The sequence below is a fragment of the Stappia taiwanensis genome (assembly GCF_014635285.1).
Classification (GTDB): Bacteria; Pseudomonadota; Alphaproteobacteria; order Rhizobiales; family Stappiaceae; genus Stappia; species Stappia taiwanensis.
This window is the reverse complement of sequence record NZ_BMCR01000002.1, coordinates 497,199-511,273: the sequence shown is the minus strand read 5'-3', so window position 1 is coordinate 511,273 and position 14,075 is coordinate 497,199. Positions and strand designations below refer to the sequence as shown.

The 14,075-nt window shown below is 61.6% G+C and carries 12 protein-coding genes and 1 tRNA gene; 4 read left to right on the top strand and 9 right to left on the bottom strand.

Annotated elements, in window-relative coordinates:
* Positions 1-30 precede the first annotated feature (30 nt).
* The 4 genes from IEV83_RS06165 to IEV83_RS06150 form a co-directional block, all read right to left on the bottom strand.
* Complete coding sequence (locus IEV83_RS06165; protein ID WP_181759340.1) at positions 31-1,011, bottom strand: DUF2971 domain-containing protein; 981 nt, start codon at positions 1,009-1,011, stop codon at positions 31-33.
* A 414-nt stretch (positions 1,012-1,425) separates the two neighbouring features.
* Positions 1,426-1,502 (bottom strand) — tRNA-Ile (locus tag IEV83_RS06160).
* A gap of 166 nt (positions 1,503-1,668) precedes the next feature.
* Entirely contained in the window at positions 1,669-1,881 is a 213-nt protein-coding gene (locus IEV83_RS06155; protein ID WP_181759339.1) for a hypothetical protein, read from the bottom strand.
* 235 nt (positions 1,882-2,116) lie between these two features.
* Entirely contained in the window at positions 2,117-2,374 is a 258-nt protein-coding gene (locus tag IEV83_RS06150; protein WP_209002998.1) for a hypothetical protein, read from the bottom strand.
* Between the two features lie 162 nt (positions 2,375-2,536).
* Here IEV83_RS06150 and ettA point away from each other — a divergent pair, with 162 nt between their 5' ends.
* Together ettA and IEV83_RS06140 are read left to right on the top strand one after the other, a co-directional pair.
* Positions 2,537-4,186, top strand: coding sequence for an energy-dependent translational throttle protein EttA (gene ettA, locus IEV83_RS06145; RefSeq protein ID WP_181759337.1), 1,650 nt, complete (start codon positions 2,537-2,539; stop codon positions 4,184-4,186).
* Positions 4,187-4,321: 135 nt separating this feature from the next.
* Positions 4,322-4,945, top strand: a complete 624-nt coding sequence (locus tag IEV83_RS06140; protein ID WP_181759336.1) for an MOSC domain-containing protein — start codon at positions 4,322-4,324, stop codon at positions 4,943-4,945.
* On the opposite strand, the gene IEV83_RS06135 is transcribed toward IEV83_RS06140, so the two are convergent.
* From IEV83_RS06135 to IEV83_RS06120, 4 genes are all read right to left on the bottom strand, one after another.
* On the bottom strand, positions 4,930-5,280 hold the full coding sequence (locus IEV83_RS06135; RefSeq protein ID WP_181759335.1) for a DUF2293 domain-containing protein: 351 nt from the start codon (positions 5,278-5,280) through the stop codon (positions 4,930-4,932). The two genes, IEV83_RS06140 and IEV83_RS06135, sit on opposite strands and share 16 nt — an antisense overlap.
* A 50-nt stretch (positions 5,281-5,330) precedes the next feature.
* Positions 5,331-7,979: a sensor domain-containing phosphodiesterase gene (locus IEV83_RS06130; RefSeq protein ID WP_181759334.1), complete on the bottom strand. Its 2,649-nt coding sequence runs from the start codon at positions 7,977-7,979 to the stop codon at positions 5,331-5,333.
* A gap of 100 nt (positions 7,980-8,079) precedes the next feature.
* Positions 8,080-8,691 carry a helix-turn-helix transcriptional regulator gene (locus IEV83_RS06125; protein ID WP_181759333.1) on the bottom strand — a complete coding sequence of 204 codons (612 nt, stop codon included), beginning with the start codon at positions 8,689-8,691 and terminating at the stop codon, positions 8,080-8,082.
* 673 nt (positions 8,692-9,364) lie between these two features.
* A complete protein-coding gene (locus tag IEV83_RS06120; protein ID WP_209002997.1) occupies positions 9,365-10,495 on the bottom strand; it encodes an MFS transporter in 1,131 nt (376 codons plus the stop codon).
* Between the two features lie 116 nt (positions 10,496-10,611).
* On the opposite strand from IEV83_RS06120, the gene IEV83_RS06115 reads away from it, so the two are divergent.
* A complete protein-coding gene (locus tag IEV83_RS06115) occupies positions 10,612-11,424 on the top strand; it encodes an AraC family transcriptional regulator (protein ID WP_181759331.1) in 813 nt (270 codons plus the stop codon).
* 71 nt (positions 11,425-11,495) lie between these two features.
* Here IEV83_RS06115 and IEV83_RS06110 read toward each other — a convergent pair whose 3' ends face one another.
* Positions 11,496-12,392, bottom strand: coding sequence for a hydrogen peroxide-inducible genes activator (locus IEV83_RS06110; protein WP_181759330.1), 897 nt, complete (start codon positions 12,390-12,392; stop codon positions 11,496-11,498).
* Between the two features lie 134 nt (positions 12,393-12,526).
* On the opposite strand from IEV83_RS06110, the gene IEV83_RS06105 reads away from it, so the two are divergent.
* A complete protein-coding gene (locus tag IEV83_RS06105) occupies positions 12,527-13,996 on the top strand; it encodes a catalase (RefSeq protein WP_181759329.1) in 1,470 nt (489 codons plus the stop codon).
* Positions 13,997-14,075 lie beyond the last annotated feature (79 nt).

Below are 14,075 nucleotides of genomic sequence, written 5' to 3'. Positions count from 1 at the left end.
TCCCATGCACGATAAATCTATTTCATCCCCTCAGACTCTGAGTGGGACATCTGATATCTCGACTTTGGCGCTGGCGTTCTTTACCCCCTTTTTCTCGAGGGTTCTGATGAACTCTCTTTTTAGATGATCGGAAGACTTGCTTGGTCCGATCAAGAGCTTGCGAAAGAGGTCAGGTAGCGTAGCTCCATAGAAACCCTCCTCAGGTACATCTTTTAGCGGGATTTTGAAAATACGTTGAGGGGCATGAGAGATGACAACCTGGTCCTCTATCAAGCGTCGGGACAGTTCGAATGTGGGTTGATAAATAATTCTCCATTCTCGTTCTTCGTAGAAGCTGGGGTGTTTTGTGCAAATAATTGCATAACGGTATGCGGAGAAAAGATATGAGAGGACATGATTCCGTCCTCTTTCTTTCAGGTAATCTATATTATTTATTATATTTCGTGCGACCCTTTCATATTCCTCGCAGAATTCCTTCTTTGAAAGGTAGGCGACTGGGCTGGTGTAGGCGTTGAGTGCACTGGAAGGGCGAAGAAATGGGCCGTTACTTACAGAAATCGCTACAGGATTAGCGTCCCCGCCATAGGCTCTCCACATGGAAAGCCTTCCCATCAGCTCTTCATTTGGTAACTGTTCAGTCAAGCAGGTTATGTATGTTTCTTGCGCGAAATGCGGGGTCCATGCACTTGTTAATTCATTAATGTCATTGACGATTCCTGGGAAATTAATTTCAAGTATATTATTTAATTCTTTTGCTGCTTCGCTAGACAGTGCGCTGTCTAGGCATTTTATTCCGTATCTTATTTCCGAGGTATCGTTCATCCAAGTCGCATTTCGCATCCATACATTTTCGGTGTCGAACATGGATGCGGCAGCGGCGCTGGTGCAATAGTGGACGAACGGATGGGGTCTTTCAATTGCATTTATAGTTTTCTCAAATGCATAAGGATGAAAAATTTCGAAGTTGCGGATTTCATCTTCATTTATAAGATTTTTTAATGTTTTATTCATTTTTCTATTTCTTTTTTGTTGTCAGGTCGCGGCGCGTTCTGGTCGGCGGTTCGAGGCGGGAAAATGATACTCTCCTGAGCCTAATTACAGGTATTGATCATCCGATTCTGGCATAAGGATAAAGCCCGCAACCGATGCACAACAAAGTTACGCACTTGTTTTCTTTTTTTGGGGGAATCTCAATACGCTACCAGTGATGCTGTTGGGACTTCTTGGATATCTCGTTTCATCTTGCTGATTGCACGAGACAGGTGCAATGCTTTTCGGGATGCAAGGCTCGGGGAATGGGCCCGCAAGCGACAACAGGCGCCATGTCCGGACCGTTGCGGATAGGACTGATTGAGATCGTCTGTGGCTTCCTTGCGTGGACCACTTGCGTGATCGTCGCACCAGATGGTTGATTTTAAGGGGAAATGGTGGGCCCGGAGGGACTCGAACCCCCAACCAATCCGTTATGAGCGGACGGCTCTAACCAATTGAGCTACAGGCCCCGGCTGCCGGATGTCGCTGGGGGCCTTGGCACCCCGGATCCGGAAGCGGGTTCTTCCTACACCACCTGATTTATGCCGCGCAAGCGGCACGGTGCGCGTGAAATGCATCAAGGGTTCGCAGCCGGTTCGCCCATTCGCCGCATGCGGCTCACAGCGACCGGACCGGTCAGCTCCGGTCCGCCGTTGCTGCTTGGGACTGTCCTTCGGCAAGGCGCTCCAGCGCCGCATGGGCCGCCAGCAGACTGGCCTGGGACAGGGCTTCGCTCTCCCGGGTCCGCTCCGCCGTGCCGGACGGCGCGGCTTGACGCACAACCGGTTGCGCGGACAGGGTTTCCTTGCAGCCCGACCAGTGATCCACCCACAACAACGACCAGGACATCTCCGTCTCCCTCAGAAAGCGGCAGGCCCGGGAACGCCCGGCCGCCACACTCTTTTGCCTAGCGGGTCAGCGTGAAATCCACGTGACGTGCAATCTGGGAGGATATCCTAGTGGAGTGAACTCTTGGGTTGCAATCATGCTTTCGGCCATACCAGCGCGCTGACGCGCGCAGGGATGGCGTCTGGTAAAAATAGGGAAAGGCGAAAAAGCCAGAAGGCGCCGCAGGCGGCGCGCGTCAGCAGTTGTTCGGGCGCTGCGGGCCGAGGTCGATCTGGCATTCGTTGGTCAGGGCGCCGATGGCCGCACCGCCAACCGCACCCGCCGCCGCGCCGACAAGCACGGGACCACCGGCAATGGCCAGAACGCCGGCACCCGCAGCGGTGCCGATGGCCCCGCCCGTGACACCGCGTTCAAACCGGTTGGAGCCGCAGGCACCAAGGGCCAGGGTGAGTGCGAGAACGCCGACAAGTCCGACGGATCGCGCGATACGCATGTGATACATCCTTTTACAACATCCAGCCCGCGGGCAGCTTGCCGCGCCATGATGAATCGACGGTAAACACATCGGGCAATCGCGCACTTGCCCCGGCAGCGGCCATCGACTAAGACAACGGCCAGTTCCCCCTCATTGTTACCAGCGGAGCGACAGGCACCTATGGCGCGCCAGTTCATCTATCATATGCACGGTCTGTCGAAGGCTTATAACGGCAAGAAGGTCCTCGACGACATTCACCTGTCCTTCTACCCGGACGCCAAGATCGGTATTCTCGGACCGAATGGTGCGGGTAAGTCGACCCTTCTCAAGATCATGGCCGGCCTCGACAAGGAATACTCCGGCGAGGCCTGGGCTGCCGAGGGCGCCAAGATCGGCTACCTGCCGCAGGAGCCGCAGCTCGATCCGTCCAAGACGGTGCGCGAGAACGTGTTGGAAGGCGTTGCCCACAAGCAGGCCATCGTCGACCGCTACAACGAACTGATGATGAACTACTCCGACGAAACGGCGGAGGAGGGCGCCAAGCTCCAGGACATCATCGACGCGGAAGACCTGTGGAACCTTGACAGCAAGGTCGAGATGGCGATGGAGGCCCTGCGCTGCCCGCCGTCCGATGCGGCCGTCGACAACCTGTCGGGCGGTGAGCGCCGCCGCGTGGCGCTGTGTCAGCTTCTCCTGTCCGAGCCGGACCTCCTGCTGCTCGACGAGCCGACCAACCATCTCGATGCGGAGACGGTGCACTGGCTGGAGCGGCACCTGCGCGAGTTCAAGGGCTCGGTGCTGATCATCACCCACGACCGCTACTTCCTCGACAATGTCACGGGCTGGATCCTTGAGCTCGACCGTGGTCGCGGCATCCCCTATGAGGGCAACTACTCGGTCTATCTGGAAAAGAAGACCAAGCGCATGGAGCAGGAGGGTCGCGAGGACATGGCCCGCTCCCGTGCGATTGCCCGCGAGCGTGAGTGGATGGGCATGTCGCCCAAGGGCCGCCAGACCAAGTCCAAGGCCCGTATCCGCGCTTACGAGGACCTGCTTTCCAAGCAGGAAGAGCGGATGCCGACCATCGAGCAGATCCTTATCCCGGTGGGCGAGCGGCTCGGCAACAACGTCATCGACCTGGACGGCGTGTCGAAGGGCTTCGGCGACCGGCTCCTGATCGAGAACCTGTCCTTCAAGCTGCCGCGTGGCGGCATCGTCGGTGTCATCGGTCCGAACGGCGCGGGCAAGTCGACCCTGTTCAAGCTGCTGACCGGTCAGGAGAAGCCCGATTCGGGTGAAATCACCGTCGGCGACAGCGTGCATCTGGGCTATGTCGACCAGTCGCGCGACACGCTCGACCCGAACAAGACCGTGTGGGAAGAGATTTCCGATGGCAACGAGATCATTTATCTCGATGGCAAGGAGATCAACAGCCGCGCCTATTGCTCGTCCTTCAACTTCAAGGGCCCGGCCCAGCAGGCGAAGGTGGGCGATCTTTCCGGCGGTCAGCGCAACCGGGTGCACCTTGCCAAGGTGCTGAAGCAGGGCGCCAATGTGCTGCTGCTCGATGAGCCGACCAACGACCTGGACACCGAAACGCTGGCGGCGCTGGAAGACGCGCTGGAGAACTACGCCGGCTGCGCCGTGGTGATCAGCCACGATCGTATGTTCCTTGACCGGCTCGCCACGCATATGCTTGCCTTCGAGGGCGACAGCCATGTGGAGTGGTTCGAAGGCAACTTCGAGGACTACGAGAAGGACAAGGTGCGCCGGCTCGGTGCCCATGCGGCCGATCCGCGCCGGATCAAGTACAAGCCGCTGACGCGGTAAGTACGATTGGCAGAACTGTCAGGAGGGCGGCGAACCGGTGGGTTCGCCGCCTTTTTTGTTTGCGTGCATGGGTGTTGGGTCTCAACCTAAGGGGTGGGTGGGCCGTTGGCCCGAACGAGACAAAAGGGGGACGGCATGGCTGCGGATATGACCGGAAACAGGGTGCTGGACAGGGGAGACAGGGTCGCCGCGCAAAGGGTGACCGGGGCCGTGGTGCGGGTCTATGCCACATCCGCTCCAGAGGATTTTCGCACCAGCCGCGTGCCCGCGCTGAAACTGGGGTTCGAGGGTATTGCCGGCGATCGCCATGGCGGGTTCACCCGCCGGTCCAGCGGGCGCGAGCCCTGGTATCCGCGCGGCACGGAAATGTGCAACGAACGGCAGATCTCAATCCTGTCCTGCGAGGAGCTGGCAGAGGTTGCGGCGGAAATGGATCTGCCGGAGATCGAGGCTGGCTGGATCGGCGCCAACCTGCTCATGGAGGGGATTGCGCGGCTGACGCGGATCCCGCCGCGCACCCGGCTGGTGTTTGCCGGGGGAGCGGTGCTGCGGGTGGATGGCGACAATGCGCCCTGCCGCATCGCCGGTCGGGCGATTGCCGAGCAGTTTCCAGAAAGAGATGGTCTCGACTTGCAGTTTGCCCTGGCGGCGCGGGGCAAGCGCGGGCTGGTCGGCTACGTGGAGCGGCCGGGGGTGATCCGGCCGGGCGAGGAGGTGACCGCCCATATCCCCGAGCACTGGCTCTATCGTTCGGACTGATCGCCAGTGGGGGTGTCCGCCTCGTCGTCCGGCTCGACCCGGCGGGCACATCCCCAGCCTTGCAGGACGGCATTCATCGCCTCGATGACGAAGAAGCGGGCGGCATCCTGGTCATAGCCTTCGGCGAGCAGGGTGTCATAGTCGGTGTGCCCATGCCGGGCATGGCTGGTGGCTGCCTGCCAGAGGGCGATGGAGGGCGGCAGGTGACGCAGATGCCGGGCGTTGGCGGCGGCAAGGATCGGCTCCGCATCGCTGAGGGGGACGCGCGGCAGCATCTGCCGCAGGATCTTGCGGAGCTCCTTCTGGCGCTTCGTGCCGCCGGTCTGTCGCTGCATGACGGCTGTCCTCTTATGTGTTTGCCGATGCGGCCCGCTTGTAACCGGTCTCAGCCGAGCGCTTTTTGGGGCGCCTGTCCGGATGTCGCGTGGCTTTGGCGCACCGCATAGGGGATGCGCGATGCCGGAATGGCCTTGCCGAACAGGAACCCTTGCGCCTGGGTGCAGCCGCAGGCGCGCAAGGCATTGGCCTGAGCCTCGGTTTCAACCCCTTCGGCGACGACGCTCAGGTTGAGGTTGCGCCCCAGGGCGACCATTGAGCGGACGATTTCCGCATCCTCCGGCACATCCAGCATGGTGCGGACGAAGGACATGTCGATCTTCAGGCCCGCGGCCTTCAGCTTGCGCAGATGGATCAGCGAGGCATGGCCGGTGCCGAAATCATCGAGCGCGATCCGGAAGCCAAGCTGTGCCAGCGCATCAAGGGTCCGGGAGACGGTGCCGTTGCCATGGTCGATGGCAATGGTCTCGGTGGCCTCAAGGGTCAGATCGCGGGGCGAGAGGCCCTTCGACAGAAGGATCTCCAGCAAGTCCTCGGCGAAGCCGTCACGGCCCAGTTCGGCCGCCGAAATATTGACCGCAACCGGCAAGCGAAGGCCGGCCTCGTCACGCAGGCGCCGGATATCGCTGGTCACCGCGTCGATCATGCGTTCGCCGAGGTGGGACACCAGCTCAAGATTGCTGAAGGCTTCCGCGAAATGGCCCGCGGACACCAGCCCGAGCTCCGGGTGCGCCCATCGGGCCAGGGCCTCGAAGCTGCAGATGCGGCCGGTCGCCAGCGAAATGATCGGCTGGTAGTGGGGCACGATCTCGTCGCGCTCCAGCGCGCCGCCGAGCACGGAACACAGATCGATCCGCCGCTGCATGACCTCGCGCATCGACTGGTTGAAGACGGTGGTGCGTCGGCGGCCGTTGTTCTTCGACTGGTAAAGGGCGATATCCGCGTTCTGCGCCAGCTCCTCGGGGGTGATGCCATGCTTCGGCGAGACGGCAATGCCGACGCTGATGCGCAGGTTGATGCTGCAATCCTCTGTCGTCACCGGTTGCGCATCGATCCGGGCAATGCGTTTGCCAAGCGCGGTGGCGGCCTCCGCGCTTTCGGTATTGACGACAATGGCGAACTCATCGCCGCCAAGCCGGGCGACGCAGGCGCTTCCGCCCACCGCCTGCCGCAACCGGTCGGCGGTTTCCCGCAAGACCGCATCCCCGGCGGCATGGCCGAGCGTGTCGTTGATCTCCTTGAAGTGATCGACGTCGATCATGAACAGGCCGACGCAACCGGCATTGCTTCGGGCGTGTTCGAACGCCTGTTTCAGGCGGGTCTCGAACTGTCCCCGATTGGGCAGGCCCGTCAGGTCGTCGTGATGGGCCATGTGCAGGATGCGGGCTTCGTTGCGTTTCTGCTCGGTCACGTCGATCACCGTGACGAGACGGGCGTCGACGCCCTCATAGGAAATGCACTGGCAGACCGGCATCACCTCGATCTCCGCCCCGTCCGCGCATTTGTGTCGCCACAGGGTGTCGCCGTCATACGGGTTCGGCGGGGCACTTGCGGAGGCAATGGAGGGCTGGAGCAGGAAGGCGCGTTCGATGGCGAGCGCCTCGTCGGCGACATGAAGGTCGGGCAGGCGCATCTTCGGCACGTTCTGCTGGTCGAGCCCGTAGTGCGAACGCGCCGCGTCATTGGCGGAGAGAAGCTGCAGGGTTTGCGCATCGACCACGACCATCGGAACGGGATTGCTGTCATAGAGGGCGCGAAAGGTCTCCTGGCGCTGCTTCAGGTCGGTGATGTCGATGCGCACGCTGACCGTGCTGCCGTCGGAAATCCGGTTCTCGTCGTAGCGCATCCAGCGGCCGTCCTTCAGCCGCTGCTCGAAATGCGTATGCGGAGCCCGGTGATGGGCGAGCCGGCGGCGCAGCCATTCCTCGGGGTCGTCGATCTCCTCCTGATGCAGGCCGCTTTCCACGCAGCGGCGGGTGGCCTCCTCGAAGGAGGTGCCCGGGGTCAGCAGACCTTCGCTTTCGGGATAAAGCTCCTCGAAAACCCGGTTCCACAGCACGACCTTGTCATCGGGATCGCAGAACAGGACCGCGCCGGGCATGATGTCGAGCGCATCCTGAAGCCGCCGCCGTGCCTGCTGCGCCTGTCGTTCCGCCCAGCGGGCCTTGACTTCGGCCTGCCGCAGGATGTGTTCCTTGCGGGTCAGCTCCAGCCGGTCGGTGGCCAGCCGGCCAAGGGCTTCGAAGGCTTCGAGGGTGCGCGCCGGGACCTCCGGCCGGGTCGACCGGTCATTGACGCAAAGCACGCCGATGACATAGCCATCCGGCGCGATCAGCGGAGTGCCGGCGAAGAACTTGAGCTCCGGATGAAGGGTCAGGCAGGCGTTTGCGGAAAAACGCGGGTCCGTGCTGGCGTCGGCAAGAATGAGCGCCCGGCCGCCGGCGATGGCCGCGTCGCAGCGGCTGCCAGCCCTTGGAAACGTGGTAAGGTCGGTCCCCGAGCCCGCCAAGACGCGGTAGGAGCTTGCCTCGGCCATGGCGATGAGGCCGACCGGTGCGTCAAACAGGGTCAGGGCGAGGGCGAGGATATCCTGCAGGCTGTCGCGGAGCCGGTCGCCACCGGAAAGATACGCCTGATGCCGGGAGGAGGTCTCCGCTTCTTGTCGGTTCGCGGCAGCGGGATGTGCCGTTCGTCTCATCGGTGGCAGCCTTCCTCAAAACAGTCAGTTGGCACTATCCTGGGTTGCTCTTAAGAATGTCTTGAGCGATTGGCGGAGGGGCCATCGGTTCGGTTTGCGGTCAGGCGAGGCGGGCCAGGAGCAGGGAAAGTTCATTGCGGCTCGCGACTTCGAGCTTGGCGTAGATGTTCTTGCGATGTGTGCGCAAGGTGTTGACGCTGATCCCCAGGGTTGCGGCCAACTCGGCTTCCCTCAACGGCTGGGTCAACAGGGCCGCTACCGTGCTCTCGCGCCGGGTCAGGTTGAAGGCGGAATGCAGGCGCCGCTCCAGATTGGGCAAGGGGCCGTCGAGACGCGTCAGGATCAACAGCACGTCGGCTCCTCCCGGAGCGGCCGGCGGGTGGCAGTTCAGAAGTTCGCCGAACATTGGCCGGTTGCTGTTGAGGCTCCGCGGCACATGGAATTCGCACGGGGCGATGGAAGCAGGGGGCTCTGGCCGGAGGGCCTTTTCCAGGGCGTCAAGGAATGTGCGCTGGGTGAGGGGATGGGCGAATTCGAGCCGTTCGCACTCGGCGAACAGATTGGTCGCCTGACGCAGGACGTCCCGGGCGGTGTCGTTGACGGCACGCACGGTCGCTTCCGCATCCAGAAGAATGGCGGCGCGTGCCTGGCGGTCCAGGACCTTGAAAAGAACGGCGTATCTCTGGTGGGCAGCGGAGGCTATCCCGGTCATCGGTCGCGCGCCTCCCTCGGCGAGCACAGTGGGGGTGTCGGCAGGTGTCGGGCAAGCGGGGAGACAGGGGCAAGGACGGCGGCGAGCCTATTTCGCCGGCAGTCCGAAGCTGATTGCAGGCGCTGAGGCCGCTGATCACCAGGCATGAAAGATATCCGTCCGTATGGCGCGAAAGCGCCAGTGAGGATCCCCGTGGGGGCCGGCTGGAGGCCGGGGGCTGGCAAAGGCTTGCCCGATGGGAACCAATGAATATTGTCGTTTATACTGAGGGTGATGAGGCCATTGCGCAACCGTTTATGCACGCGCGCAAGGGGCGAAGTGCCGGGCCTTGTCAGCCGGGTGGTAAGGCGACAGTGGTGAGGTCTCAGCCTGAAGCGAAAGGCCGGAAGGGCGACAGGGGGCGGGTAGCGAGGCCAGGGCTCTGGCCTCTTTGGCTGGCACCTCACCGCGAGGGGAGCGAGGTTCCCTGGCGCGGTTTGTCTGCCGCTTGAGAGCGCGCAGCCTGGTTGTACCTGTCGCGCAAATGCCCTGCTTCACGAAAAACTCCAGGTTCGCCCGGAGCCCGTTTGGGACTTTGCCAAGGAACCTTTCCAGATGACCTGGGCGGTAAATGAACAGTGCCGCTTTGGCGGACCAATCCGATTTCGAAGCGCACGGGATGCAGGAGCATTTTTCATGTCACCGTGCGTACAGCAGCCTTTTGCCAGTCACCTGCAGCCAGGGCAAATGCGCAGATACCCGAGACCGTGAATACCGCCCCGAGGTCTTGCACGGCACCTGACACCAACAGCCCTCCGCCGATGAGCAGATAGTAGATCAGTCCGAAAACCGCCCCTGCAGTTCCAAGACAGGTCGAATAGGCCTGCAGTGCCGGTGCAAGAACATTGGGAACGGCAACGGCGAAGGCAAAGGAGACGATTGCGACTGGTGCGACGAACAGAATGCTGTCCTTGAGCCCGGTTACCAGCAACCCGCCGATCACGATCAACAGGCAAGACGCCAGGACCAGGCGCTCTGGCCGCCAACCATACTGCAACAATGCCCGGTTCGACATGGCACCGGCCAGCGTTCCGGCGGTCAAGACCACACCACTGTATCCGATGGTGATGGTGGCATGTCTAAGTTCTTCAAAGTGGAAGGGGGCAAGCTGATAATAGCTGAACAGGCACAGGTTGAGGAGAGCGATCAGACTTGCGGACCGCCAGATGTGCCCGTCGCGGATCATGTCCGCTATCGTCGCCCGTAGAGAGGCGGGAACATGCTCGCGGCGGCGGGTCTCGGGCAAATTCACCGCTGTCCAGATAAAAAGACAGAGAGCCAACGCAGCAAGGCCGATGAAGACACCTTTGTGAGATGCCAGTCCGGTCATCACCGCGCCTGCTGCCATTCCCAGCGCTGGGCTGATAGCGATTGCGATACCAGCAAGGGAGAAAACGCGCGTCAGTTCTGCTCCCTCGAAGCGATCGCGCAAAATGGTCTGGGTTCCGATAGAGCCAACTGCCGCACCAAATGCCGACACGATCCGGGCCGTGAGCAAGGCCGTAAAGCTGGAACTCAGGAGCGCAACCAGCGTGCCCAGGCCGTAGACGGCCAGCCCCAGAAGCATCGAGGGTCGGCGTCCCGCCAGGTCGCACATGCGTCCCCAAAAAACGACGCCTGACGCAAATCCCAGGAAATACAACGAAAGCGTCAGCGTGGCGGTCGATGTGGAAACGCCATATGCCTTTGCGATGCTTGGCAGCGCAGGGCTGTAGATGGTTTCAACCACTTGCGGAAACATGAGGAGTGCGACCGCAAGGAACATGTTCGGTCTTCCGGGCATAATCCCTCCTGGAGGCTTGCAGGAGGTCTCCCCATAGCTTTAACGATGCTGGTTGGTTATAAACATTCAGACAAAAAATTTCTCAAATCGGACAAATCGTGGTGTGGCTCGCTCAGGATTCCCAATTCGACCCTGACAGCGTCTGTCAGCCGGTCTTTGGCATTGCCGCCAGAGATCTATCGCATCATGATTCAGGCTTGCATGCGCATCGGGTGGCGCAACTTCTGTTTGCCCGCAGGGGCTGTATGACGATCACCCTTGAAGCGAAGCTTTGCCTTCTGCCGCCGACCCGTGCAGTCTGGATCCCGGCAGGTTTGGTACACCGCGCTCAGATGAGGACGGCGGTTGATTACCGGTCGGTCTATTTCCGCCCGCCCTTTGCGCAGGATATGCCGTCGCAGATCGAAGTCTTCGAAGTTTCCGATGTTCTGCAGGCAACGCTTGAACGCATCGCGGTGGCTCCTCTGGATGTGGACTGGACCATGGGCGCCGCCAGGAACTTGCTTGCCGTGTGCATGGATGAGATCCGGAGAGCTCCCCGCGTTCCCACGCTTCTGCCATTGCCATCCGATCCCCGGTTGGCGCGACTGGATACCGCCAGCCTGCCACCGTCGCTTGGGCAACTGGCGTCTGACGTGGGAGCGGGGGAGAAGACTATCGGGCGGATATTCCGACGCGAGACAGGTATGTCCTATCAAGAATGGCGGCAGCAGTGGCGCCTGTTGAAAGCCTATGAACTTCTATCGGCCGGCACATCTATTTCATGTGTTTCGCAAGAGTTGGGCTTCGCCGGCGACAGCGCGTTTATTTCCTTCTTCAAACACGCGGCAGGCGTGACGCCGAAGAGATATGTGCGATCCTTGAACCCTGGTGCCAACGCTGCCGCGACGCAAGAGACGGGAGCGTTCTGACCGTTTGGCGCGGGGGAATGGGGCCTTCGTTGTTCCCAGCAACAGCCAGGCGGTTTTCCTCCGAAATGTCTCTAGTTGGCCGGATCGAGCGCGGCCGTCACGCAATCGCCAAGGGCGAGAAAATCCTGCTTGCGGGGCGAGGAGCGGCGCCAGGCAAGGCCCACGGAGCGGCGCGGCTGCGGTTCGGTGAAGCGCAGCAGGGCCACCCGGTCGTCGCGGACTTCAAGCGGGGCGCAGATTTCGGGCAGCAATGTCACCCCATATCCGGCGGCGACCATCTGCATGACGGTCGACAGGCTGGTGGCGCCGAAGGTGGAGCGGGTTGAGGGCCGCAGTCCCTCACAGTAGTTCAGGGCCTGATCGCGCAGGCAATGACCTTCCTCCAGCAAGAGCAGCGAACCGCCGTCGATGGAGGCCGGGTCGACCCGCTGGCGCTCGTCCAGCTCGGGCGTGGCGCGCACGGCCAGAAGGAAGCGGTCGGCAAACAGAAGCCGCGTCTCCAGATCGGGACCGCCGACGGGCAGGGCGGCAAGGATTACGTCCAGGTCTCCCTGCTTCAACTCGGCGACGAGCGCCTCGGTCAGGGTTTCGCGGATCCTCAGATCGACGTTCGGGTAGGTGCGGGTCAGGGCAGGCAGAATGCGTGGCAGCAGATAGGGGGCGATGGAGGGGATGATGCCGAGGCGCAGCGTTCCGGTCAGCACCTCTCCGGCATGGCGGCCATAGTCGATCAGGTCGCGGGTTTCAGACAGGATGCGGCTGGCGCGACGGGCGATCTCCTCTCCCTCGGCGGTGAGCCGCACCGCATTCGGGCGCCGTTCCACCAGGGCGATGCCGAGGGTGGTTTCCAACTCCTTGATCTGCATGGACAGGGCCGGCTGGGACACGGCGACGGCTTCCGCCGCGCGGCCGAAATGGCGGTGGCGGGCAAGTGCCTCGAAATAGCGGAGTTGGCGGAGTGTGATCATGATGATCAGATAAACTTATCAAGGGGCGATTTCAATGCGATTGGTTCTGATCATCATGCCTATGCCATGGTTGTCCTCGCAAGATCAGGGACGCGGCCAACTGGGGGCAGCGCCCGACATGAGGGAGACTGACCATGAGTGACAAGCCCGTTTTGACGACGACGGCCGGTGCGCCGATCTCCGACAACCAGAATTCCCTGTCCGCCGGTCCCCGCGGGCCGCTGCTGATGGAAGACTATCAGCTCTTTGAAAAGTTGGCGCATCAGAACCGGGAGCGCATTCCCGAGCGGGTGGTGCATGCCAAGGGCTGGGGTGCTCATGGCACCTTGACGATCACCAATGACATCACCCGCTACAGCAAGGCGAAGCTGTTCGCCGAGGTGGGCAAGAAGACCGAGATGCTGGCGCGGTTCTCCACGGTTGCCGGCGAGCAGGGGGCTGCGGATGCGGAACGCGACGTGCGCGGCTTTGCGCTGAAATTCTACACCGAGGAAGGCAACTGGGATCTGGTCGGCAACAACACGCCGGTGTTCTTCATCCGCGACGGCTACAAGTTCCCCGACTTCATTCACACCCAGAAGCGTCATCCCAAGACCAACCTGCGCTCGGCAACGGCGATGTGGGACTTCTGGTCGTTGTCGCCGGAAAGCCTGCATCAGGTGACGATCCTGATGTCCGATCGCGGGTTGCCGCCAAGCCCCCGGTTCATGAACGGCTACGGGTCGCACACCTACAGCATGATCAACGCGGACAATGAGCGGTTCTGGGTGAAGTTCCACTTCAAGACCATGCAGGGGCACAAGTTCCTGACCAACGAAGAGGCGGCCCAGGTGGTCGGCTCCAGCCGCGAGAGCTATCAGGAGGACCTGTTCGGCGCCATTGAGGCGGGCGACTATCCGAAGTGGCGCATGTGCATTCAGGTGATGCCGGAGGCGGATGCGGAAAAGACCCCGTACAATCCGTTCGATCTCACCAAGGTCTGGCCGCATGGCGACTATCCGCTGATCGAGGTCGGCATCATGGAGCTGAACCGCAATCCGGAGAACTATTTCGCCGAGATCGAGCAGGCGGCCTTTTCCCCGTCCAACAAGGTGCCGGGGATCGGTTTCTCGCCGGACAAGATGCTGCAGGCGCGGGTGTTCTCCTATGCGGATGCCCATCGCTATCGGCTCGGCACCCACTATGAGGCGCTGCCGGTCAATCGGCCGAAATGCCCGGTGCATCACTACCACAAGGACGGCAGCATGAATTTCTTCGGTCAGCAGACCGGGAATGTCGATGCCTATTACGAGCCGAACTCGATGAACGGTGCGGCCGAGGATCCGGCCTACGCCGAGCCGCCGCTCGCCATCTCCGGCGACGCGGAGCGCTACAATCACCGGGACGGCAATGACGATTACGTCCAGGTGCGGGCGCTGTTCAACCTGTTCGACGAGGGCCAGAAAAGCCGCCTGTTCTCCAATACAGCGGCGGCGATGCAAGGGGTGCCGCAAGCGATCATCGATCGCCAGCTTGGGCATCTGGACAAGGTCGACAAGGCCTATGGAGACGGGGTGCGGGCGGCTTTGGCCGCTGCGGCGGGCGCACGCGACGCGGCCGAATAAGCCTGGGCGAAAGACCCTGTTCCTTCTTCCGAACCGCGGCGGCGCAAGCTGCCGCGGTTTTCGGTTGAGGCGCCTTTAA